This is a genomic window from Aequorivita sp. IT1183 (assembly GCF_058068265.1).
In genome coordinates, this window is record NZ_JBYRHS010000002.1 from 190,818 (window position 1) to 214,072 (window position 23,255).

16 protein-coding genes are annotated in these 23,255 nt (G+C 36.4%); 5 read left to right on the plus strand and 11 right to left on the minus strand.

Features of this window, described 5'->3' with window-relative positions; all coding sequences use genetic code 11:
• The first annotated feature begins 1 nt into the window (after nt 1).
• Nucleotides 2-1,039 carry a hypothetical protein gene (locus AC3RVF_RS03655; RefSeq protein WP_489692787.1) on the plus strand — a complete coding sequence of 346 codons (1,038 nt, stop codon included), beginning with the start codon at nt 2-4 and terminating at the stop codon, nt 1,037-1,039.
• A gap of 98 nt (nt 1,040-1,137) precedes the next feature.
• Complete coding sequence (locus AC3RVF_RS03660; RefSeq protein WP_489692788.1) at nt 1,138-1,479, plus strand: Kazal-type serine protease inhibitor family protein; 342 nt, start codon at nt 1,138-1,140, stop codon at nt 1,477-1,479.
• A gap of 17 nt (nt 1,480-1,496) precedes the next feature.
• Here the strand turns inward: AC3RVF_RS03660 and pgi are convergent, their stop codons facing one another.
• The 11 genes from pgi to AC3RVF_RS03715 all read right to left on the minus strand — a co-directional run bounded on the left by pgi (nt 1,497) and on the right by AC3RVF_RS03715 (nt 17,278).
• Nucleotides 1,497-3,062, minus strand: a complete 1,566-nt coding sequence (gene pgi, locus AC3RVF_RS03665; protein WP_489692789.1) for a glucose-6-phosphate isomerase — start codon at nt 3,060-3,062, stop codon at nt 1,497-1,499.
• A gap of 22 nt (nt 3,063-3,084) precedes the next feature.
• Nucleotides 3,085-3,948, minus strand: a complete 864-nt coding sequence (locus tag AC3RVF_RS03670; RefSeq protein WP_489692790.1) for a BadF/BadG/BcrA/BcrD ATPase family protein — start codon at nt 3,946-3,948, stop codon at nt 3,085-3,087.
• A 3-nt stretch (nt 3,949-3,951) separates the two neighbouring features.
• A complete protein-coding gene (gap, locus tag AC3RVF_RS03675; RefSeq protein WP_489692791.1) occupies nt 3,952-4,947 on the minus strand; it encodes a type I glyceraldehyde-3-phosphate dehydrogenase in 996 nt (331 codons plus the stop codon).
• A gap of 15 nt (nt 4,948-4,962) precedes the next feature.
• Complete coding sequence (gene pfkA / locus AC3RVF_RS03680) at nt 4,963-5,949, minus strand: 6-phosphofructokinase (protein WP_489692792.1); 987 nt, start codon at nt 5,947-5,949, stop codon at nt 4,963-4,965.
• A 104-nt stretch (nt 5,950-6,053) separates the two neighbouring features.
• Nucleotides 6,054-7,493: an alpha-amylase family glycosyl hydrolase gene (locus AC3RVF_RS03685; protein ID WP_489692793.1), complete on the minus strand. Its 1,440-nt coding sequence runs from the start codon at nt 7,491-7,493 to the stop codon at nt 6,054-6,056.
• Between the two features lie 10 nt (nt 7,494-7,503).
• Complete coding sequence (locus AC3RVF_RS03690; RefSeq protein WP_489692794.1) at nt 7,504-9,768, minus strand: alpha-amylase family glycosyl hydrolase; 2,265 nt, start codon at nt 9,766-9,768, stop codon at nt 7,504-7,506.
• Between the two features lie 8 nt (nt 9,769-9,776).
• Complete coding sequence (locus tag AC3RVF_RS03695; protein WP_489691058.1) at nt 9,777-11,621, minus strand: glycoside hydrolase family 13 protein; 1,845 nt, start codon at nt 11,619-11,621, stop codon at nt 9,777-9,779.
• 2 nt (nt 11,622-11,623) lie between these two features.
• Complete coding sequence (locus AC3RVF_RS03700) at nt 11,624-13,930, minus strand: glycoside hydrolase family 65 protein (RefSeq protein ID WP_489692795.1); 2,307 nt, start codon at nt 13,928-13,930, stop codon at nt 11,624-11,626.
• Between the two features lie 17 nt (nt 13,931-13,947).
• A complete protein-coding gene (gene pgmB / locus AC3RVF_RS03705; protein ID WP_489691056.1) occupies nt 13,948-14,607 on the minus strand; it encodes a beta-phosphoglucomutase in 660 nt (219 codons plus the stop codon).
• Nucleotides 14,600-16,114 carry an MFS transporter gene (locus AC3RVF_RS03710; RefSeq protein ID WP_489691055.1) on the minus strand — a complete coding sequence of 505 codons (1,515 nt, stop codon included), beginning with the start codon at nt 16,112-16,114 and terminating at the stop codon, nt 14,600-14,602. The genes pgmB and AC3RVF_RS03710 overlap by 8 nt, the downstream gene beginning before the upstream one ends.
• 120 nt (nt 16,115-16,234) lie before the next feature.
• Nucleotides 16,235-17,278 carry a LacI family DNA-binding transcriptional regulator gene (locus AC3RVF_RS03715; RefSeq protein ID WP_489691054.1) on the minus strand — a complete coding sequence of 348 codons (1,044 nt, stop codon included), beginning with the start codon at nt 17,276-17,278 and terminating at the stop codon, nt 16,235-16,237.
• A gap of 254 nt (nt 17,279-17,532) precedes the next feature.
• On the opposite strand from AC3RVF_RS03715, the gene AC3RVF_RS03720 reads away from it, so the two are divergent.
• Genes AC3RVF_RS03720 through AC3RVF_RS03730 form a run of 3 tightly spaced genes read left to right on the plus strand, consistent with a single transcriptional unit; the run spans nt 17,533 to nt 23,165 of the window.
• On the plus strand, nt 17,533-20,445 hold the full coding sequence (locus AC3RVF_RS03720) for a SusC/RagA family TonB-linked outer membrane protein (RefSeq protein ID WP_489691053.1): 2,913 nt from the start codon (nt 17,533-17,535) through the stop codon (nt 20,443-20,445).
• 12 nt (nt 20,446-20,457) lie between these two features.
• Entirely contained in the window at nt 20,458-22,053 is a 1,596-nt protein-coding gene (locus AC3RVF_RS03725) for a RagB/SusD family nutrient uptake outer membrane protein (RefSeq protein WP_489692796.1), read from the plus strand.
• Between the two features lie 17 nt (nt 22,054-22,070).
• Nucleotides 22,071-23,165, plus strand: a complete 1,095-nt coding sequence (locus AC3RVF_RS03730; protein ID WP_489691051.1) for a SusE domain-containing protein — start codon at nt 22,071-22,073, stop codon at nt 23,163-23,165.
• Nucleotides 23,166-23,255: the final 90 nt, after the last annotated feature.

Below are 23,255 nucleotides of genomic sequence, written 5' to 3' on the forward strand. Positions count from 1 at the left end.
TATGAAAAACACATATAAAACAGCGCTATTTACAATAGGAACAATATTGATTTCAATATTGACTATGTCCTCGTACGTAAATAATAAAACTGCACCTAGTAAAGAAAGAGCCATTGAACCGTATGCATATCAAAATCTTATTACTTATCAAGAGGGCGATATGTATATTTATACCACTTCGGCAATAAAACCCGAGAAAGTGAAAAGGTTTCAAACAGCTGCGGGCAACAAGATGGAAACAAAAGGTTTGGTTCCCTCATCTGAAAAAGAAGTAGTGGCTTTTAGTGAAAAAGATCCCTCTGCTTTTTACGAACAGGATTTAAAATCTGGCACCCTATCTTTTAATAAAGGAATGCAAGGATATTATATGAATTCAAAAATCCAATTGCCAACACAGGAAAAAGCAAAGGATATTTCCCTATCGTTTATTAAAGAAATTGGACTTGCTCCAGACGATATGAAGGAATTAAAAATGATTCATGCCGGAGGTTTACGTGCTTCTGCAGCAAACACCGAAAATGTGATAGATGTTCTACGAACCATTACCTATGGCCGCATGTTAAACGGAGTGCCTGTTTATGGCGCTGGTTCCAAAATTATCGTCCACGTAGGCAATAATGGTGAGATTGTTGGCTTAAACTCTAGATGGAAGAACGTTGAACAAAGCAGAGCAAAAAATGTGGATAAAGGTTCTTTAAAAGATGCCAAACAAGCGGAGATGGAAATGCAACGCCAACTTACCAAAGATTACGGTACAAATGCGAAGTTTAAAATTAGGGATATGTATCTGGCCTATTACGATGGCGGTAATAATTATATTCAACCTGCTTATTTCTTTCAGGTAGATGTAACCTTACCTAAGGTAAAAGAAAGTCCAGAAATTACCTTTGACTATTTAGGTATTATTGCAGGACTTTCAAACCCACCCGAAGCAATTGTACCAGCGCAGGAATCTCCCGAAGCACAAAGAATGATTAAAAAATCTTCTTTGAAAGGATCACGTATTTCTAATGAAAAAAACAAAAGCGACGTAGATTAATAATCCATTCCGTTAAAAATCAACCTAAAACTATCAGGTTACTCAATAGCTAAAACCTATTTTTTGTAACTTGATAGTTCTTTTATAAATCCTTTATTATGAAAAGTCAAAACAAGTTATTCATCTGTTTCGTGTTGTGTACTGTAAGTTTATTTCTGTTTAGTTTTTCAGGCTGCAACGATAGAAAACAACAAACTGAATCTGTGGAAATTCCACAAACACCAGAAGCACCCGAAGGTTACGAACAACCAAAAGCTCCAGATTCCATTCCGCTAAAAGATTTGGGAACGGACTGTTATGAAAAAAACACAAAAACCTACAAAATCTCGTGTCCAGATTTATACGATCCTGTTTGTGGATGCGATAATAAAAATTACAGTAATAGCTGTGAAGCAGAGCGAGCAGGAATAAAAAAATGGACTAAAGGAAACTGCAAATAGTCAAAAAAACCGCTGCTTTATTTTTTATTCAATTTTGAAATAAGATTTTTTGTAGAGGCATTTGCAACGTTTTCTAATTGATGGTTTTCAATTGCATTTAATGTTCCTTTTGCAACCGTTTTCCCTAGCTCAACACCCCATTGATCGTAGCTGAAAATATTCCAAATAACGCCTTGCACAAAAATTTTGTGTTCATAGAGTGCTATCAAACTCCCCATGTTTTTAGGGGTGAGTTTTTTTATTAGGAAGGTTGTAGTTGGTTGGTTCCCTTCAAAAACTTTAAAATTGTTCTCTACTTCGCTTCCAGAAGTTCCCTGCATTAGGGCTTCAGTTTGTGCAAAACAATTTGCCAATAATTTATTTTGGTGGTCTTCATTTCCATAAAGTGATTCTGCAAAAACAATAAAATCAGCCGGAATCAACTTTGTTCCCTGATGAGTTAGTTGAAAAAATGCGTGTTGCGCATTAGTACCTGTGCTTCCCCAAATTATATTACCTGTTTGATAGTTTACAAAATCGCCATTTCGGTCCACACTTTTGCCGTTGCTTTCCATAATTGCTTGCTGAAGATAGGGCACAAACTTGGTCAAATATTGTGAATACGGAATTATTGCCTCAGTTTCAGCTTTAAAAAAATTATTGTACCAAACCGAAAGTAGTGCAGTGAGTACCGGAATATTTTCGTTGAATTCAGTATTCTTAAAATGAAGATCCATTTTATTTGCTCCTTTCAGTAAATCCTCAAAATTTGAATATCCCACAGCGCAACACACGGAAAGACCAACAGCGCTCCATAGTGAAAAACGACCGCCAACCCAATCCCACATTGGGAATATATTTTCTTTAGAAATTCCAAAATTTGCCACTGCTTCAAGATTTGTGGAAACCGCAACAAAATGTTTTGCAATGTCTTTTTCGGGAGCATTTTTCAAAAACCATTCCCGAACGGTGTTAGCATTCGTAAGGGTTTCCTGCGTTGTAAATGTTTTTGAAACAATTATAAATAACGTTGTTTCTGGGTTTACTTTCTTTAAAATTTCTTGAACATGGTCGCCGTCAACATTGGAAATAAAATAAGTGTTCAAATGATTTTTGTAGAATTGAAGCGATTCCACAACCATATCTGGACCCAAATCGCTACCACCGATGCCAATATTTACAACATCTGTAATTTCCTTTCCAGTATAGCCTTTATGGTTTCCGCTGATAATTTCTTCGGAAAAAAGTTTCATTTTATGAAGGGTTTCCTTCACTTCTGGCTTCATATTGTCGAAATCCCTAAGAGCCGTATGAAGCACCTCTCTATTCTCGGTTCCGTTTATTTTTTCACCAGCAAATTGCGCTTCAATAGCTTCTTTCAGCTTTACTTCTTCGGCCAATTGTAAAAGCAAATCGAAGGTGGTTTGTGTAATTCTGTTTTTTGAAAAATCGATGTAAAATTCTTCCCATTCCACTGAAAACCGTTCCGAACGCAAGGTATCTTCTGTGAAAAGTTGCTGCATTTTCACATTTTCCATTTCAGAAAAATGGACATCAAGCTTCTTCCAGGATTCAGTTTTAGTTGGATTTATTTTTGGAAACATCTACTTTTTCTAGATTTTAGATTTACGTACTGGGATTTTCAATTTTTCTCTTGTAATGATCTATCAACCCGTCAATCGGTCTACGTACAATATTACCCAATTCCAGATGATAAGGTTTCATACAATCGCGGATAATATCTTCAGAAAAGTGAGCAATGGAACCAATAAAATGGATTGGCACGTTTTGAGCTTCTTTGAAACAAAGAATTCTGTATTCAATAAATTTCAGCATTCCTTCGCTGATGAGTTTGTAAAAATATCCGTTTACTTCTTCCGAAGTGAAAATAAATTCAGCAAAAGAAGCCAAATAAGTGTTCGGGTTCGGCTTTTTATATAGGTTCATTTTTATGGTATCGGGATCCAAATCAAAGCGACTCTCAAAACTTTTAACCAATTGGGCGGGCATTTTATTGTAAAAATAATCGCGAATTAACCGTTTTCCGAAGTAATTTCCACTTGCTTCGTCCATTAAAACATAGCCAAGCGAGGCTACAGTAGTATGTATTTCTTTACCGTCAAAATAACAACTATTACTGCCAGTACCTAAAATACAAACAATACCAGGTTCGGAAGTTGCAGCATAAACCGCGGCAACTGTATCTTCTTGAACCAATACTTTGGCATTCACGAAAATTTCAGCAATAGCATCGGTTAAAGTTTTATTTGGAGTTTTTGTGCCACAACCTGCGCCATAAAAATCTACTTGCTCAACTTTTTCGAAAATGCTTTGGAGATCATTATTTTCACGAATACGAATGTATAGTTCCTCTTGCGGAATTACCGCTGGATTTAGACCAAGGGTTCTCGTTTTTAAAACTACTTCGCCTTTAGAATCCAACAAAACCCAATCGCACTTTGTTGAGCCACCGTCTGCTATTAAAATCATAAATTATATGCTTGCGACATGAGCAGCCAAATCAATCAATTTTGAAGAATAGCCATATTCATTATCATACCAAGCCACTAACTTAAAGAAATTATTGTTAAGTGCAATGCCTGCGCCAGCATCAAAAGTGCAGGTATGCGGATCAGACACAAAATCTTGTGAAACAACGTCGTCTTCGGTGTAGTTTACAATGCCTTTATATTGCCCTTTGGCAGCATCCTGAAATAACTTTTTAATATCCTCATAGGTTGCTGATTTCTCAGTTCTAACTGTTAAATCTACTACGGAAACATCTGTAGTAGGAACTCTAAAAGCCATTCCAGTTAACTTTCCATCCAGTTCAGGAATTACCTTCCCTACTGCTTTAGCCGCACCGGTTGCAGCCGGAATTATATTCGACAAAGCACTTCTGCCGCCACGAAAATCTTTCTTCGAAGGTCCATCAACGGTAAGTTGTGAAGCAGTTGTTGCGTGAATAGTTGTCATTAAAGCTTCTACAATGCCCAAGTTATCGTTGATTATTTTCGCCAATGGCGCCAAGCAATTTGTAGTACAAGACGCATTTGAAACTATGGTATCTTCAGCTTTAACTTCATTGTGGTTCACGCCCATTACAAACATAGGAGCCGTTTTAGAAGGTGCAGAAATAACCACTTTTTTTGCTCCAGCTTTTAAATGTGCGGAGGCATTATCCTTTTCAATGAAAATTCCTGTGCAGTCTATTATTATTTCAGCTCCAACAGCATCCCATTTAAGATTCTCGGGATTTTTTTCTGCGGTAACTCTGATTATTTTATCGTTTACAAGTAGGTGGCCATCTTTTACTTTAACCGTTCCGTCGAATTTTCCGTGGACGGAATCGTATTTCAAAAGGTAGGCAAGATGATCTACATCTAACAAATCGTTTATAGCAACTATTTCAATATTTTCTCTTTGGGAAGCAATTCTAAAAGCTATTCTTCCTATTCGGCCGAAGCCATTAATTCCAATTTTCGTCATTCTATTTTCACTTTTTTAAATTGAAATTATATCGGCAACGCGAATTAATTCCAAATCTATTTTATGTTTTGTTTTTACTGTGTCCGTAAACAATACCGAAGTAATTTTGTTATGGACAATACCAATCATTACATTATTCTCACCACGCAAAAGCGCGTCTACGGCACCAACGCCGAGTCTGCTGGCTAATACCCTATCGTAACAACTGGGAGAACCTCCTCGTTGAATATGACCTAATACAGTTACTCGCACTTCATAACCCACTAAGTTTTCTTCAATGTATTTTGCAAGTTCAAAAATGTTTTTACCAATTTTATCCCCTTCAGAAACGACTATTATACTTGAGGTTTTGCCGGATAGTTTACTTCGGTGCAAAGATTCAACCAAACGATCTCTTCCCATGTTTTCCTCGGGGATAAGTATCTCTTCTGCGCCTCCACCAATACCTGCATTTAGAGCGATATCGCCAGAATCCCTTCCCATTACTTCTACTAAAAACAATCTGTTGTGTGAATTTGCTGTATCGCGAATTTTATCAATCGCCTCAACGACTGTATTTAGTGCGGTATCATAACCAATAGTGAAGTCAGTTCCGTGGATGTCGTTATCGATAGTTCCGGGAATACCTACAATTGGATAATTAAATTCATCCTTAAAAACTGAAGCTCCAGCAAAAGTACCATCGCCGCCAATAACTACGAGGGCGTCAATATTTGCTTCTTTTAAATTTTTGAATGCTTTTTTTCTACCTTCTGGAGTGCGGAAATCCTGAGATCGGGCAGATTTTAAAAAGGTACCGCCACGATTAATAATGTTTTTTACCGAACGAGCATCAAGCGATTTAAAATCACCTTCCATTAAACCTTCATATCCTCTAAAAACACCAACACATTCTAGTTTATGGTATGCGCAGGATCGCACAACAGCCCTTATTGCTGCATTCATTCCAGGAGCGTCGCCACCGCTAGTAAGGACGCCAATTTTCTTAATTGTTTTGCTCATTGTGGTAAAGCTAAGTTTTTAATATTATTCTTCCAATATTAAAAAATTACTATAACGTTTTCGGTTAATAACTAATAAAAAAAGCCCGCGATTGGGTTTTTCCATTATTTCTCTAATATTAAATATTCCCAAGGAGCAAATGAATATTCCTGATCCTTAGCCATATTGATGGTTTCGTTGCTTATTAAATTTTGAAATGTTCCTGAAATATTTAGCTTAAATTTTAAAGGTTCTTTTGATAAATTCGCTAAATAGATTATTTCACTTTCACCTTTTTTTCTTCGGAAAGTTAATACATTGGCGTCATTTGAAGTTGTTATTCTTTCAAAAGAAGCTGCATTTTTTCCACCTTCCAAAGCGACTTTGGTAGCTTTAAGTTTTCCTAATTTCTCAAGTAAAGGCCAGGCTTTTCCTTTTGTTTTTGGGATACTGTCTTTTTCAAAAAATAAAAGTCTGTGATTAAGATCATATTCTTGACCGCTATAAATTAGAGGCATGCCGGGCATAGTGTAAGTTAAAGCAAGCATCGCATCGCTGGCGTTGCCCATTCGTTCTTTTACAGTTCCGTTCCAACTATTTTCGTCGTGGTTGGTTATGAAATTCATCAAGATATCATCCTTTTCATACAATGAATCGCGCTTTTTAATATACGCATCAAAAGCAGAGACATCTTTTTTGCCTTGCGCAATTTCATTCATAACATGATGTGAATCCCACCCATAAGCCATATCGAATAAATTTTCTTTTAAAAGCTCGGGCTCCCAAGCTTCTGCTAACATAAAAATATCTTTTTTGGAACGAAGTTGCGGAATAGCTTTCTCCCAAAATGCAGTTGGCACGGAGCCTGCAACATCGCATCGAAAACCGTCAATTTTTTCGGTGGTGATCCAATATTCCATATCCTCAATCATTTCTTTTTGTAAGCCTTCATTGGAGTAGTCCAGATCTGCAACGTCTTCCCAACCCACAGAAGTACCATCATCATTTAACGGATCAGTAATTTCACCTTTAGAATTTTTCGTGTAATATTCTGGATGCTCTTTTATCCAAATATGATCCCAGCCCGTATGATTTGGCACCCAATCTAAAATTACATACATTCCATTTTCGTGTGCGGTATCAATTAAAGTGCGTAAATCTTCCATCGTTCCAAATTCGGGATTCACTTTCGTATAATCTGTTACGGCGTAATAACTGCCCAACATTTTATTGCGTTGCACAGAATCTTCAATCTTGCTTGCAAAATCACCGCCAGTAGCTTTCCTTTTTGTTTCCGAAATTGGAAAAATAGGCATCAACCAAATTATCTTCACATTTAATTCTTTCAGTTTCGAAATGTCCTTTGTGAAGGCGTTAAAAGTTCCTTCAGCAGAATATTGCCTAATATTCGCTTCGTAAATAACGGCGTTTTCCAAAACCGAATCGTTTATTGGCGGAAGACTATCTTTTACAATTGCTTCGGTTGAAGCATTCATATTTTTGTTTTCGTTTTTACAGGCTGCAAATAGCGAAATGACTGCCAGTGCTATAATTATTTTTTTCATCAATTGAACTTTATTTGGTTTGAATTATCTTGAAATCGTTAAATGGAACTGAAGTGTTTTCATAAACGAAATCCGCTTTCGATTTATTAAAAATAATAGTTACCGTTTCATCGAAATAGCTTCTTTTTATAATCATAATATTCTCGTCGGCGCGTACAATTTCGGTGTTTCCGTATTGCAAAGCCATTGAATTTCGGCGTAGTTTCACCAACTCTTCCACTCTCTTTTTAAGATTTTTTTCGTGGGAATCAAGTCCTTCAAACTTCATCATTTTTCTATTATCCGGATCGCCAGCGCCAATGCTTCCGTATTCATCTCCGTAATAAATACAGGGAATTCCAGGAATTGTAAGGTTGAAAGCTTGCAGCATTGCCAACTTATTATAAGCAGTTGTATCGCTCATTTTAACCTCTCGGGTCCAACCAGCTTTTTTGGCATCTTCGTCAAAACGTAAATCTCCAGAAGCGTAGGTAATAAATCGGGCTCGATCTTGATTTCCGGTGATATTACCCATTTCATTATGGTAACCATAATATTTTAAACCTTGTTGCAAAGTATTTGAAAGCCTATCAAATGACGCGTCTGTTGCAAATGCATTTATAGAAGCATCATACAAATTGAAGTCGAATTGGGCATTTAGCATTCCTGTATTTATATAACTTCTTATCAATTCAGGGCTGCCGTAAGTTTCACCTATTTGGAAAATAGGTCTGTCTGTACGCTCTTTTACCTTTTGGGTTAAAGTTCGCCAAAATTCAAGTTGAATGTGTTTTGTGGCATCGTGACGGAACCCATCTAAATCGTAATTAGTTACCCAAAATGCCGCAGAATCTGTCATTTTATCAACAACTTCAGGCTTACTGAAATCTAAAGTTGGCATAAAAGTATCAAACCAAGTAGTTAATCGGTGGTCGTCCCAGCGCTCAGTATTCAATGTTCCATCTGGCAAATACAACTCAGTAGCCCAATCTGGGTGCTCTTTGTAAAGCGGATGTTCTTTGTGAACGTGGTTTGCAACATAGTCTAAAATTACATTCAACCCTTTTTCGTGGGCGGCTGCAATTAGTACTTTGAAAAGCGCTTCATCTCCAAAACGGTAATCAATTTTAGAACTGCTCGTAGGCCAATAACCGTGATATCCGGAAAATTTTGTGAGCGGATCTGGCCAAAGACCGTAAGCTCCTTCTGGGTTTTGGGTAATTGGCGAAAGCCAAATTGTATTGATACCGAGATCGGTAAAATAACCTTCATTAATTTTATCTAAAACGCCCTGCAAATCACCGCCGTAATAGTTCGCTTTTGGCAAAATGCTATCGTTAACTACTTTTTTGGTGTTTTCAGGATCTCCGTCACGGAAACGATCTACCATTAAAAAATACATTATTTGAGAATGAAAATCGGTTCGGGTTAATTTTGAAGCATCTGTAATTACTTTTCCGTCTTCAAGTGGAATTAATAAATCGTTCGTTCTTCCAAATGAATTGGCCCCATAAACCCGAACATAATCTCGTTTGTTTCCAGTTTTGGGAATTTTCACCGAATAGGAATCTCCTTCACTCTTTACATTTTCGGAAGAAAGCAAAACATTATCCAAATAAACCAAAACATTAGTAAGCGGTTTTGTTGAAGAAAATGAAAATCCGTTTTCAGTAACTTTTTTAGTTTCAAGTACCGCTAATTCAGCTTCGTTTGTTGGTATGGAAAGCAAAGAATTTGTGCCTCCCATTCCATTCGATGTAGTTTTCGAATTTGCCGGATCGGGCATTTCCTTGCCGTTATTAATTATAATATATTGATAATCGCCGCCGGAAACGGTGGTTTCAAATTTCCAATTACCATCGGAATACTTCATTTCAATAGGTTGCCAGCTATTGAATTCACCCTTAATTTTTAAATCTGAATACCTTTTTTCATTATCTGGAATTGTAATAGCAACCGTTTGCTTTTCACTTTTAAAAATAGGAATATCATTGGCAACTCCTTTAACCCAAATACGAATATTTGAAGCATACGGTGTGGAATCTGCAGTTTGAATTTTCAATAAATTGTTCTCCTTTTGAAGTTCAAATTTTAAAAAATTGTTGCTTTCCACTGAATCGATTTCAGAAACTTTCAGAAAGTAATCAGATAACAAAAGGGTGTCTTCAGCATTTTTCAAATACATTGGAGTAGCAGTTCCTTTTATAACCGATGCCTTCCAATTGTTATTTTCTTCCTTCTTGTTACAGGAAATAATCGAAAGAAAAAGAATGCCAAAAAAGAGGATGTTTTTCATAGTAATCATTATTTGATTTCAATAATCATTGAAGTTTTTGCTGGAATTGTAATTTGTGTTGCTAAGGAAATTTCTTTGTCAGAAATAATATCTCTGCCCGTTTTAGAGCCCTTCAATCCTTCAGAAAATCTTTCTGGCGCAATTGATTTTGGTTGATCTGAATTATTTAAAACAACCATCACGGTTTCTGAATCATTATATCGAAAATAGACGTAAACATTTTCTTGCGGCAGATAATGAAGATATTTGCCAGTGTGCATCACACTTTTCGACTTTCGCCAGTTGAGAACCTTTTTTAAAAAATTGTAATACTCATTTTGAGTTTCAGTTCTTCCTTCTTTTTTAAATGCGTTTTGAGCATCAACTGCCCAGCCACCCGGAAAATCTTTACGGATATCTCCATCGCCTTTTTCGCGAGTTCCTGTCATTCCTATTTCATCGCCGTAGTATAATTGCGGGATTCCGCGAACGGTTAAAATAAGCGTCATCGCCAACTTATATTTGGCGATATCTTCCTTATAAATTTGATTAATCCGTTCCGTATCGTGATTGCCCGCAAACACTAAAACATTATTGATGTTTGGATATAAAAAATCGTTGGTAAAGTTGTCATAGGCACGTTGCATACCCGTATCCCAACCTTCATTTTCAGAAAACATAGTCATAATTCCATCGTGCAACGTAAAATCCATTACTGAAGGTAAATTTGAGTTGTAATCCTGTAAAGCCGCGATTTTACTATCCTTTTGCCAATAAGCAATCTGCGCTTGGTTATGCATCCAAACTTCACCAACAATATTGAAATTTGGGTATTCGTCCATAATTGCCTGAGTCCAATTTGCGATTCCGTCTTTGTCGTTATATGAAAATGTATCAACACGAAGCCCATCCAAACCAGCAAATTCAATCCACCAAATCGCGTTTTGAATCATATATTTTTGAAGCAAAGGATTAGCCTGATTCATATCCGGCATGGTTACATCAAACCAGCCATTCATACAATTAACAGCATCTATTTTAGAAGCATTTAAATCGAATTGCGTACTCATATGATAATTACTGCGTTTGAAACCATTTTCCCCTTCAGGCCAATAGTGAAGCCAATCTTTGGAAGGCAAATCTTGAACAATCCAATGCTTGCTACCCCAATGGTTGGTTACGTAATCCATAATTAATTTCATGTCTCTTTTATGCATTTCGTCCGCCAATTTTTTATAATCGGCATTGCTTCCGTAACGCGGATCAATTTTATAGAAATCGCTCTGAGCGTAGGTATGGTAGCTATATGTGGGCTCATTGTCCTCTAGCATTGGCGTACTCCACAGCGCAGTAACACCTAAGTCTTCGAGGTAATCCAAATTGTCAATAATTCCTTTAATGTCGCCACCGTGTCGTCCGCCGGGATTGCTTCGGTCTGCTTTTTCTGCCATTTCTTTTACAGAATCATTCTCTGGATTTCCGTTGGCAAAACGATCGGGCATTAAAAGATAAATTGCATCAGAAGCATCAAAACCTTTACGTTGGGCAGAATTATTCTCGCGTTGTTTCAACTCATATTTATAGGAAAATTGAGTTTTACCGTTTTTTTGAAATTTTAATTGAAATATTCCAGGAGTTACATTTTTAGTATCAACCGTAATAAAAACATAGTTAGGGTTTTCAACTTTCTCAATTCTTAGAATTTTTAGGCCTTCAACCGAAACTTCAAAGTTTTGAATGTTTTTTGCATAACAAAGAAGTTCAAGTTCACTGTTTTTCATACCACTCCACCAAAATGGAGGCTCCACTTTTGGAGTTTGCGCCAATAGATTTATGGTGAAAAATAAAATTATAGCACTTAAATAATACTTCATAATTAAACAGTTATTTCTGTATTTGGTAATATGACAATGGGCTTTTCATTAACGAAAATTTGCAATTCAGAATCTCCTTCTAAGGTAAATTTATGGGCCGTGTGCGATACACAAACTGTTATAATATTACCTCGAAAATTTATTTTGAATTTATACTTTTCCCACTGTTTTGGAATTTGAGGAGTGAAGGAAAGTGTTCCATCCACAACACGCATTCCGCCAAAACCTTCCACAATACTCATCCAAGTTCCAGCCATACTCGTAATATGACAGCCTTCGTGAACTTCCTTATTATAATCATCAAGATCTAATCTAGACGTTCGCAAATAGAACTGATACGCCTGTTCCATCCTGCCCAGTTTTGCAGCCAAAATACTATGTACACAAGGCGATAGTGATGATTCATGAACGGTTAAAGGTTCATAATAATCGAAATTCTTTTTAAGTTCTTCTGTTGAAAAATGATCTTCGAAAAAGTAAAATCCTTGCAACACATCGGCCTGTTTTATATAGGGTGAACGTAAAATTCTGTCCCAAGACCATTTTTGGTTTATAGGTCTTTCTGCATCGCTAAGCTCTGAAACTGGCTTTAGTTCTTTATCCAAAAAACCATCCTGTTGTAAATAAACATCGAGCTTTTCTGAATAAGGGAAATACAAGTTTTCCGAAACCTCTTTCCACTTTGAAAGCTCAGCTTTTGAAAGCTTTGTTTTGTTCAAAACACGAACATAATCGCTATCATATTCCTTTTCCAAAATTTGAATATTCTCTAGCGTATATTTAATACACCACGCAGCAATATAATTTGTGTACCAGTTATTATTTATATTATTTTCATATTCATTCGGGCCAGTAACTCCCAAAATTACAAACTTGTTTTTCTCTTTTGAAAAAGTTGCGCGCTGAAACCAAAAGCGGGCAATACCAATCAATACCTCAATTCCTTTTTGAGCTATATATTCAAAATCGCCTGTAAAGCGGTGATAATTGAAAATAGCAAAAGCAATTGCGCCGTTTCTATGGATTTCCTCAAAAGTTATTTCCCACTCATTATGACTCTCCTCACCATTCATAGTTACCATTGGGTAAAGAGCCGCACCATTTGTAAAACCTAGCTTTGCAGCGTTTTCAATGGCTTTTTCTAAATGGCGGTAACGATACGCCAATAAATTTTTGGCTACACTATAATTTTTGGTTGCCATATAAAATGGGATGCAATAAGCTTCTGTATCCCAATAAGTGCTTCCGCCGTATTTCTCGCCAGTGAAGCCTTTTGGACCAATATTTAGTCGGGAATCCTTCCCTAAATAGGTTTGATTTAACTGAAAAATATTGAATCGAATTCCTTGTTGCGCCTTTATATCGCCTATAATCTCAATATCTGCCATGTGCCAGATTTTCGCCCAAGCTTCTTTTTGAAGTTCTTTCAATTTTGAAAACCCGAGAGACATCCCTTTGGCGATAATTTCTTTAGCTACATTATTTAGATTTTCATTATCATGATATAACGAAACGGTATATCCAGCATATTTTTGAAGAACAGCAGTTTCACCTTCGCTAACCTTAACTCTATATTGATATGCAACTTTTTTGTCAGTTTGTTGCTTCAACGGATTGGCATCAATTTCCTTTGAATTCAGAAACAATTTAGACCCCATAAACGTAGAGATATTGAAATCTGTTTTCATTGTTCGCGATCTAATAAAAGCGCAATTATTTTCTGTAGAAATTTGTAAAGTATCCCAAAATTTATCATTCCAATTGGTATCCTGATTAGTTATACCAGCATCCAAATAGGGTTCAAAAATAATTTCGACATCTTCATTCAGCGGAACAATTTCATAATTGATAATTCCTAATTCATCAAAATCTAATGAAAGTATTCTGGTACTTTCAACCTTAATTTCCACTCCATTTTGAAGGGTCGCATTAAAAGAGCGCAGGTAAAAGCCCTCTTTCATATTCATTTCACGACGGAAGTTTGAGATAGATTTACATTTATTAATATCTAAAGTTTCACCATTTATTTTTACCGAAATACCTATCCAATTAGGCGCATTCAATACTTTGGCAAAATATTCTGGATAGCCGTTTTTCCACCAACCCACTCGGGTTTTATCAGGATAATAAACCCCCGCGATATAACTTCCTTGAAAACTGGGGCCAGAATAATCCTCTTCAAAATTAGCACGCTGACCCATGACACCATTGCCAAGACTGAAAAGACTTTCGGACGATTGTACTCGGGTTTTATCAAAACCTTCCTCAATTATTGACCAATTGCTTGGTTTTATATAATCTTGATTCATTATAATTCTAAATTCTTTTAACGTTCAATTAATTGTTTCAAAAAAGTGGAATCCATTTCAGTAAAATTTCTGAAAACGTAATCTGCTTCTTTTAAGATTTCTTTTTCTCCAATACCAATACTTATCATTCCTGCAATATTTGCAGCCTCTATACCAGCCAGCGAATCTTCAAAAACAATACAGTCTTTGGGTTCAATATTTAAATGTTTCGCCGCATTTAAAAACACTTCGGGATCAGGTTTTGCTTTTGAAACATTAGTACCGTCTACAATTACTTTAAAAGCATCCAAAAGATTCACCTTTTCAAGAATTGCCCGAGCGTTTTTACTTGCCGAACCGAGTGCCAATGATTGATTATTTTCCTTCAAATAATTCAAAACTTTTACCACATCTGGTAAAATTTCAGAATCATCCATTTTTGAAATATAATCGAGGTAATCTTGATTCTTTTCAGCCATTACCCTATCAAAATCGGTTTCAGATAAAACGATATTTCCCAACGAAAGAATTTTCTCTAACGAGGCAATCCTACTAACGCCTTTTAACTGTTCATTTTCCACTTCTGAAAAAGGAATATTTTGACTATCTGCCAATTTTTTCCAAGCTAGGTAATGGTATTTTGCAGTATCTACAATAACACCGTCAAGGTCAAATATGAAGCCTTTTTGATTATTCATTTATATTTATTCGTTTTTGAGTTTTTACGCGAAGCGTTAGTATTCCTGCAAGTATCATAGAAAAGCCTCCTATAATAAGTGCATATATTGGTTCACTATTAAAAAGGTTTTTGACAATAAAACCAAGGATGGTTGCTGCAACAATTTGTGGAATTACCACGAAAAAATTAAAGACACCCATATAATAGCCCATTTTGGCAGCCGGAAGCGATCCCGAAAGCATAGCATATGGAATAGATAAGATACTTGCCCAAGCAATACCAACTCCTACCATTGCTAGTAAAAGACCAACTTTATCGCTTAAAAAGTAAATTGAAATTAGGCCTAAACCACCCATACAAAGTGCAAATAAATGGGTGAATTTATTACTTGTTCTTGCTGCCAAAACTGGTAGCAAAAATGCTACGGCCGCTGCAACACCGTTGTACACGGTAAACATAACCGGCACCCAATCTGCTGCGTCGTTATATATTTTTGAAGTAGTATCATGCGTGCCAAAAACGTGGCCTGTAACCGCCTGAGTGGTATAAATCCACATGCTGAAAAGTGCAAACCACGAAAAAAACTGTACCCAAGCCAATTGTTGCATCGTCTTTGGCATGTTCAATAAATCTGTTATAATTATGGTAAAACCATTTCGTGTTTTTTGCTTCCGAAGTTGCGAAACAATAATAAAAAGGATACCCGCTACTATTAAACCTATAAAGAGGATGTAGAGTGTTTTGTCTAAGTTTTCTAGATAAAGAAAAGTTGTAGCCCCTAAACCTACAATCAGAAAGGTTAAACCAATTAAAAATTGTTTTTTTATATTTTCCTCCAATTCAACACCTTCTAAAACAGCCTGTTTTGAAGCCATTTTAGAATGTTCAAATGCTTCTAATTGTTCGGGTGTGTATTCTTTGCTTTTAAAGACCGTCCAAAGTACTGCAAAGAGAAAAACAATTCCACCCACATAAAACGACCATTTTACCGATGGCGGAATAATGCCTTCGGGCGCCGTATTATCCAAACCAATCCAATTAGTGAAGACATAAGGCAATAAAGATCCCACAACGGCTCCAACCCCAATAAAAAAGCTCTGCATGGCAAAACCTAAAGTGCGTTGGCGTTCTGGTAAATTATCACCCACAAAAGCACGAAATGGCTCCATAGAAATATTTATGGACGCATCCATAATCCATAAAGTACCTGCCGCAATCCAAAGTGTGGGAGAATTCGGCATTATAAAAAGTGCAATAGATGAAAGTATGGCACCAACAAGAAAGTAAGGTCGCCTTCTTCCCAAACGTGTCCACGTTCGGTCACTAAAATACCCAATAATAGGTTGAACAACTAGACCTGTAACAGGAGCCGCAATCCAAAGAATTGGAATTTGGTCCAAGCTCGCGCCCAGTGTTTCAAATATTCTTGAAGTATTAGCATTTTGAAGGGCGAAGCCAAATTGGATGCCCAAGAAACCGAAACTCATGTTCCAGATTTCCCAAAAACTTAATTTAGGTTTTTGCATATCGATAACTTTTGGTCTTTCGATAAGCACTGCGACTTATCAAAACATTTTTATGGGAAGTAAAAATATAGTCTCGATAGTCTAAGGGTGTAAATATATAAATTTTTATATATGCGAACGTTAAATTTTAGAAGTTGATTCTCTTTCTATTAATTCTGTTTCAATAATTACAGTTTCAAAATCGTTTTCAACGTCTTCATTTTCAATTCTATTGATGAGCAAATGAGCAGATTTTTCACCCAATTCTTTTCCGTGTTGACTAACCGTACTTAGACTTGGATTGGAATATTTAGATAATAGACCATCTGTAAAACCAATTACTTTAAGAGATTTCGGAATTTCTTTACCTAATTTCCTAGCTACATTCATTGCGGTAATGGCATAAATTTCATTCACAGCAAAAATTCCGTCAAGTTGTGGATTTTCAGATAAAAACCGCCCCACTTCTCTTTCCAAAGCTTCCATTTGATTTTCGTCATTCACATCATCAGAAAGTTTTAAAATGAAATTTTGATTCATCGGAATATTTCTTTCTTGCAACGCATTTTCATAGCCGCTGGTGCGAAGCTTTCCAACATTTACGTGGTCTTGTGTAGTTATTATTCCAATGTTTTTACACTGCATATCTAGCAATTTCAGCACAGCTTTACGAGCAGCTTCCACATCATCCACAATCACTTTGTCGCATTTTACTTCACTAATCGTTCGATCAAACATAACTATTGGCATCCCTTGATCTATTGTCTCGGTAAGGTGATGGTAATCTTTCAAACGCTGTGTTTCCTTTGAAACACTCAAAATAAAGCCATCAATACTACCATTGGCAAGCATTTCCATGTTAATCACTTCTTTCGTAAACGATTCGTTTGAAAGACCAATAATAACATTGTAACCGCGCTCATTTGCAACTTTCTCAATTCCACTAATTACAGTGGTGAAAAAGTGGTGAACAATTTCAGGGATAATAACCCCAATAGTTTTTGTTTTTCGGTTTTTTAAGCTGAGCGCGATGTTGTTTGGCTTGAAATTGTAAAGCTTAGCGAAGGCTTTAATTTTTTGACGGGTATTGTTACTTATTTCAGGATTATCACGAAGCGCTTTTGAAACAGTTGAAACTGAAACATCTAGCTCTTTAGCAATCTTTTTAAGGGTTAATTTCTGCACGTTTTGGTATCAATTATTAGTTCTAAAGGTATTAAAGAATATTTAAAATTGCTGCTTTAGAATTTTTAATCCCTCAAAAAAGAGCCTTTAGAATGCGAATAATGTTAAATAAGATAAACTTATCAACACGAAAACGTTTTCGTAAGCCCAAGTGTTAAAGAAACGTTATGATATGATGTATTTTCTGTTAAATTTGGAGCAGGAAGTAAAAATATAATCTTATAAATCATTCTAAATTAACAATTTAAGCTAAAATGAAAAAAATCATACAAAGTTTATTATTCCTTCTTATACTCTTTCCTTTGGCGGCTATTGCCCAAAGTGTATCGGGAACGGTCTCAGACGGCACGTCTAACTTACCGATACCAGGTGTAAATGTTATTGTAAAAGGAACAACAAATGGGGTAACGACCGATTTTGATGGAAAATATACTATCAAAGGTCTTACTACTGGCGCAGTTTTAACATATTCCTATATAGGTTACACACCTCAGGAGGTAACATATACTGGTCAGCCAACTATAAGTATTGGTATGCAAGAAGACACATCTATACTGGACGAAGTAGTTTTAATTGGTTACGGTTCTACAAAAAAACAGGACGCTACCGGTGCTGTTCAGAAAGTAAGTGCAGAAGATTTCAATAAAGGATCTATTGTTTCGCCAGACCAACTTCTTTCGGGAAAATCTGCCGGTGTACGTATTACCACTAGCGGTGGTGCGCCCGGTGAAGGTTCCGAAATTAGGATTCGTGGTGGTTCATCGCTTTCCGCAAACAATTCGCCTTTAATTGTGGTTGATGGTATTCCATTAGATCAAAGAGGAGTACAAGGGGTTAGAAATCAACTTAACTCTATTAACCCTAACGAAATTGAAAACTTTGTTATTTTAAAGGATGCATCTGCTACTGCTATTTATGGTTCAAGAGCGTCAAACGGGGTAATCCTTATTACTACAAAATCTGGAAAAAAAGGAGCTCCTTTAAAGGTTGAATACGGCTTCCAATTTTCTGCAGACCAGATAACAGACCAAGTGTCTGTTTTTAACGCAGATGATTTTCGAAAATTAATTGCAGATAATCCTGCTCAAGATGCTACAAAATTAGGAAATAGCAATACAGATTGGCAAGATGAAATTTACAGAACTGCCAATGGCGGAATACATAACCTTACACTTTCACAAGGTTTCAAAAACTTTTCATATCGAGTAAATTATAACAATACCAATAAACAAGGTGTGTTGCTAACAGATTTATATACTCGTAACGCCATTACTTTAAATCTTGACGGTAGTTTGCTTGATAATAGTTTAAAATTGAGACTTACGTCCATCGGTAGTTTTGATGATAATACGTATGCAGATAATGGTGCAATTGGAGCAGCTACTAATTTTGACCCAACTCAGCCAATCTACGATGCAAACAGTCCATTTGATGGATACTTTGAATACACGCAACCAAATGGCGATCCAATTAAATTGGCTCCTAGAAACCCTGTGGCACTTTTGAAACAAAATCAAAATAAAGCGCGTAATAAAAGAAATATTTCAAACTTAAATGTTGATTATCGTTTTCCATTTTTGCCAGAACTTAGGTTTATTTCTAACGCAGGTTTTGATTATTCTGAAATTGATGGACAACAATATATACTCGGTACTTCAGCTTCTCAAGAATTCGGAACCTATAAAAACTTTTATACAGGTTTTAACCGAAATACCAATTTAGATTTACTCTTAAATTATAAGAATACTATTTCGGCAATTAGCACTGAATATGATTTAACCGGAGGGCATACCTATCAAGAATTCTATATTCAATCTGATAGACAACAAACAGAACAAGGAATTCTAGTAACAAGACCTACCGTTATTGACAGAAACAGTTTGGAGTCTTATTTTGGAAGAGCCAGTTTTAATATTCTAGATAAATACTTGATTTCTGCTAGCTACAGACGGGATGGTTCATCACGTTTTAGTGAAGACAATCGTTGGGGTAACTTTCCTGCCGTTTCTGTAGGTTGGAAAATTAATAACGAGAGCTTTATGAAAGACAGTAGCACGTTTTCCACTTTAAAGGTTCGCGGTGGTTATGGTATAACAGGTAATCAAGAAATTGGTCAGAATTATGGCTATCTTGGTATATATACCCCAGGTTTAAATTCTGCTAGTGTTCAATTTGGAGATGAATTTTACAATACACTTCGACCAGAAGAGTTTGATGAAAATTTGAAGTGGGAAGAAACTACACAATATAATGCAGGATTGGATTTTGGTTTTTTCAACGATAGATTAAATTTTAGTGTTGATGGTTATTACAAACAAACCAAAGATTTATTGGCACGTATTCCTACCGCTGCAGGATCTAATCTTTCAGACTTTTTAACCACCAATGTAGGTGAATTAGAAAGCCGTGGTCTTGAATTAGGTATTGATGTGGCACTAGTTAACTCAAAAACTTTTCAATGGGATGTAAATGCAAATGCTACCTTACAGGAAGTTGAAATAACAAAACTTAATTTGAGTGGCGACCCAGACTACTTTATTCCGCAAGGAACAATTAGTGGTGGGGTGGGTAATAAAATCCAACTTTGGAAACCGGGATATGATCCAACTACTTTTTTTGTTTTTCGTCAAGTTTATGACAATGCTGGAAACCCAATTGAAGGTGCTTACGTAGATGTAAATGGTGATAATCAAATTACAGAAGCAGACAAGCAAGCTTATAAAAAAGCAACTCCAGATGTTTATCTTGGATTTACATCTAGTATGAGTTATAAAAAGTTTGATTTTAGTTTTACTTTACGAAGTGGACTAGGAAACTATGTATACGACAACGTAAAATCAAGTACTGGATATTACAGAAAATTCTTTGAATCTGCTGGTAATGTATTTGAAAATGGTAGCACTAGTGTTCTTGATTCAAATTTTGACGATGCGCAGTACTTTTCAGATTATTATATTAAAAGAGCTGATTTCGTAAAAATGGATAATATTTCGATTGCATATACAATTCCATTCGAAAAAATAACATTAAGAACTACGGCAACAGTAACTAATGTTTTTACTATTACTGAATACGACGGCTTAGATCCTGAAATTTCTAGCGGGATAGATAATAACTTTTACCCAAGACCTCGTGGTTTTGTTCTTGGATTTAATTTCACATATTAATAAACAATAACTATGTACAACAATTTAAAAAAGGCTTTATTCTTCCTTTTTGCCGCACTTGTTTTTGTGTCTTGTAGCAAAAATTTAGATCTTGCCCCCGAAGATGGTAGAAATACGTCTGACAATGCTTTTAACGATCCCGCTTCCTATAAGGCTTTTCTAGCAAAAATATATGCTGGTCTTTCACTTAGCGGACAAGAAGGGCCTGCCGGCCAACCAGATTTGGAAGGTCTTGACGAAGGTTTTTCAAACTATGTTAGACTTTATTGGATGATGCAGGAGCTTACTACAGATGAAGCTGTAATGGGCTGGAACGACGGTACTATTCGTGACCTTCACGGACAAAACTGGACTTCTGGTAATGAATTCATCAGAACAATGTATGCTCGTATTGCGTATCAAGTTGCGCTCTGCAACGAATTTTTAAGACAGACAACTCCAGATTTATTAGACAGTCGAGGTGTGAGTAGCGAGTTACGCGCAGAGATTCAAACCTATAGAGCTGAAGCTCGTTTTATGAGAGCTTTAAGTTACTGGCACTTTATGGATCTTTACGGAAACCCACCATTTGTAACCGAAAACGATGCTGTTGGAGCCTTTTTACCTCCTCAAATTCAGCGGTCAGATTTGTTTAATTATGTAGAAACTGAACTTCTAGATATAGAAGCCAGCATGATTCCTGCAAAACAAAATGAATACGGAAGAGCAGATAGAGGTGCACTTTGGACATTATTGGCTAAAGTATATTTGAATTCTGAAGTCTACACAGGTAATGACCGTATGGTTGACGCTTTAACGTATTGCAACAAAGTTATTGGAGCTGGTTACAGTATTGCACCAATACCTTATGAAAATTTATTTTTAGCAGATAATAATAGTAATGGCGCCCAAGCCGAATCAATTTTTGTAGTTCCTTTTGATGGTCTTAGAACAAAATCGTTTGGAGGAATGACATTCCTAATACACGCTGCCGTGGGTGGCGATATGAATCCTGCTTTATTCGGCATTAATGGTGGATGGGCTGGAATTAGAACCACCTCTACCTTTGTAGAACAATTTCCTGGCGAAGAAAATTCTGCTGATGGCAGAGCTCGATTCTTTACAGAAAATCAATCTAAAGAAATAAACAACATTGCAAATTTTCAAGATGGCTATGCTGTTGAAAAATTCAAAAATGTAGATGTAAATGGCAATCCGGGATCAGATCCAAACGATCATCCAGATACAGATTTCACTATGTTCCGTTTGGCAGATGTTTACTTAATGTATGCTGAAGCAGTTATTAATGGTGGCGGTGGAAGCACTTCAACCGCGGTAGAATATATTAACCAACTTAGACTACGCGCATACGGAGATACTAGTGGAAACATTGGCGTATCTGACTTAACAATGAATTTTGTTTTAGCAGAAAGATCGAGAGAGCTTCACTGGGAAGCGCATAGAAGAACAGATCTTATTCGTTTCGACCAATTTTCAGATCACGGAGTATGGCCTTTTAAAGGAAATGTTCCTCAAGGAACAACAACTGGAGCTTTTCGTGACCTAATGCCCCTACCCGATACCGATTTAAGTGTTAACCCAAATTTAGTTCAAAATTCTGGCTATTAATTTATAAAATTTAAGAAATGAAAAAACTTTCAATATTTTTACTTTTAGGAATCACATTACTCTCAATAAGTTCTTGCGAAACGGAAGACGATGTGGTATTTGTGGCTCAAGAAACAGAAGGAGTTATTTTTACAAATAATGTGCTTTCAAAATATATACTAACCGAAGGAACTGCTACTAATATCGGTGAGCGTTTTACTTGGGAATCTTCAGATTTTGGCGAACCTACAAATGTTAGTTATGATTTTGAATGGTCTACAACCGTAGATTTCGAAATTTTTGAAACCGAAGGATCTACTACTGTTTCAGAATATGCAATTACTATTGGTGATATGTTAGGCTATGCAACTGCAATTGGTATGGATAACGACCCATTAACTGATAATCCAAACACAGGGACTGTATATGTACGTGTTCGTGCATATATTGGAGCTGGCGGGATGGAAAACTTTTCTAGTGTACAAGCTATCAATTTAGAATGGTCAGAAGCAACCGATGATCAAGGTCCAATGCTACCAATGATTGCTGTTCCTGGAAACCACCAAGGTTGGGATCCACCAACTGCACCTCATATGGCTGCTTCTGCAACAGGAGCGACAAATTATGAAGGTTTTGTCTGGTTAGATGGTGAGTACAAATTTTTGGCTCCAGACGCAGATGGTAACTTTATGTGGGGCAATACTGACTGGGGCGATGATGGTACATTTACAGGTGTTTTAGTTGAAACAGATGAATCAAACTGTACTTCACCTTCAGGATATTATTTGATGAAAGCGAATACCGCAGATTTAACTTACAATGCTACCTTAACTAACTGGGGCGTTATTGGTAACGCAACTCCAACAGGATGGGATAGCGATACAGATATGGTATACGATCAAGCCACTGGTCTATGGACTCTTATTCTTGAATTAACCGAGCAAGTGCCAACAGATAATGGTATGAAATTCCGCGCAAACGATGCATGGGATTTAAATATGGGTGACACTGGAGCTGACGGAAGCTTAGAGTTTGGTGGTGATAACATTGGTGTTCCTGCATCAGGTACTTACCTTATTACCTTAGATTTAAGCAACCCAAGACAATATACATACACTTTGGAGCTTCAATAGAAAAATCTAAACTTAAAAATCAGTGTTAATTTTGTTTTCTAAGTAAAAAAGGAGGGTGTATTAAAACCCCTCCTTTTTTAATTTAATATT

Bases quoted from the DNA above. Each gene is read 5' to 3' on its own strand.
- AC3RVF_RS03660 (WP_489692788.1), top strand. From the start codon at position 1,138: ATGAAAAGTCAAAACAAGTTATTCATCTGTTTCGTGTTGTGTACTGTA.
- AC3RVF_RS03685 (WP_489692793.1), bottom strand. From the start codon at position 7,493: ATGAAAAAAATAATTATAGCACTGGCAGTCATTTCGCTATTTGCAGCC.
- AC3RVF_RS03725 (WP_489692796.1), top strand. From the start codon at position 20,458: ATGTACAACAATTTAAAAAAGGCTTTATTCTTCCTTTTTGCCGCACTT.
- AC3RVF_RS03720 (WP_489691053.1), top strand. From the start codon at position 17,533: ATGAAAAAAATCATACAAAGTTTATTATTCCTTCTTATACTCTTTCCT.
- AC3RVF_RS03700 (WP_489692795.1), bottom strand. From the start codon at position 13,930: ATGAATCAAGATTATATAAAACCAAGCAATTGGTCAATAATTGAGGAA.
- pgmB (WP_489691056.1), bottom strand. From the start codon at position 14,607: ATGAATAATCAAAAAGGCTTCATATTTGACCTTGACGGTGTTATTGTA.
- AC3RVF_RS03710 (WP_489691055.1), bottom strand. From the start codon at position 16,114: ATGCAAAAACCTAAATTAAGTTTTTGGGAAATCTGGAACATGAGTTTC.
- gap (WP_489692791.1), bottom strand. From the start codon at position 4,947: ATGACGAAAATTGGAATTAATGGCTTCGGCCGAATAGGAAGAATAGCT.
- pfkA (WP_489692792.1), bottom strand. From the start codon at position 5,949: ATGAGCAAAACAATTAAGAAAATTGGCGTCCTTACTAGCGGTGGCGAC.
- AC3RVF_RS03730 (WP_489691051.1), top strand. From the start codon at position 22,071: ATGAAAAAACTTTCAATATTTTTACTTTTAGGAATCACATTACTCTCA.
- pgi (WP_489692789.1), bottom strand. From the start codon at position 3,062: ATGTTTCCAAAAATAAATCCAACTAAAACTGAATCCTGGAAGAAGCTT.
- AC3RVF_RS03695 (WP_489691058.1), bottom strand. From the start codon at position 11,621: ATGAAGTATTATTTAAGTGCTATAATTTTATTTTTCACCATAAATCTA.
- AC3RVF_RS03655 (WP_489692787.1), top strand. From the start codon at position 2: ATGAAAAACACATATAAAACAGCGCTATTTACAATAGGAACAATATTG.
- AC3RVF_RS03670 (WP_489692790.1), bottom strand. From the start codon at position 3,948: ATGATTTTAATAGCAGACGGTGGCTCAACAAAGTGCGATTGGGTTTTG.
- AC3RVF_RS03690 (WP_489692794.1), bottom strand. From the start codon at position 9,768: ATGAAAAACATCCTCTTTTTTGGCATTCTTTTTCTTTCGATTATTTCC.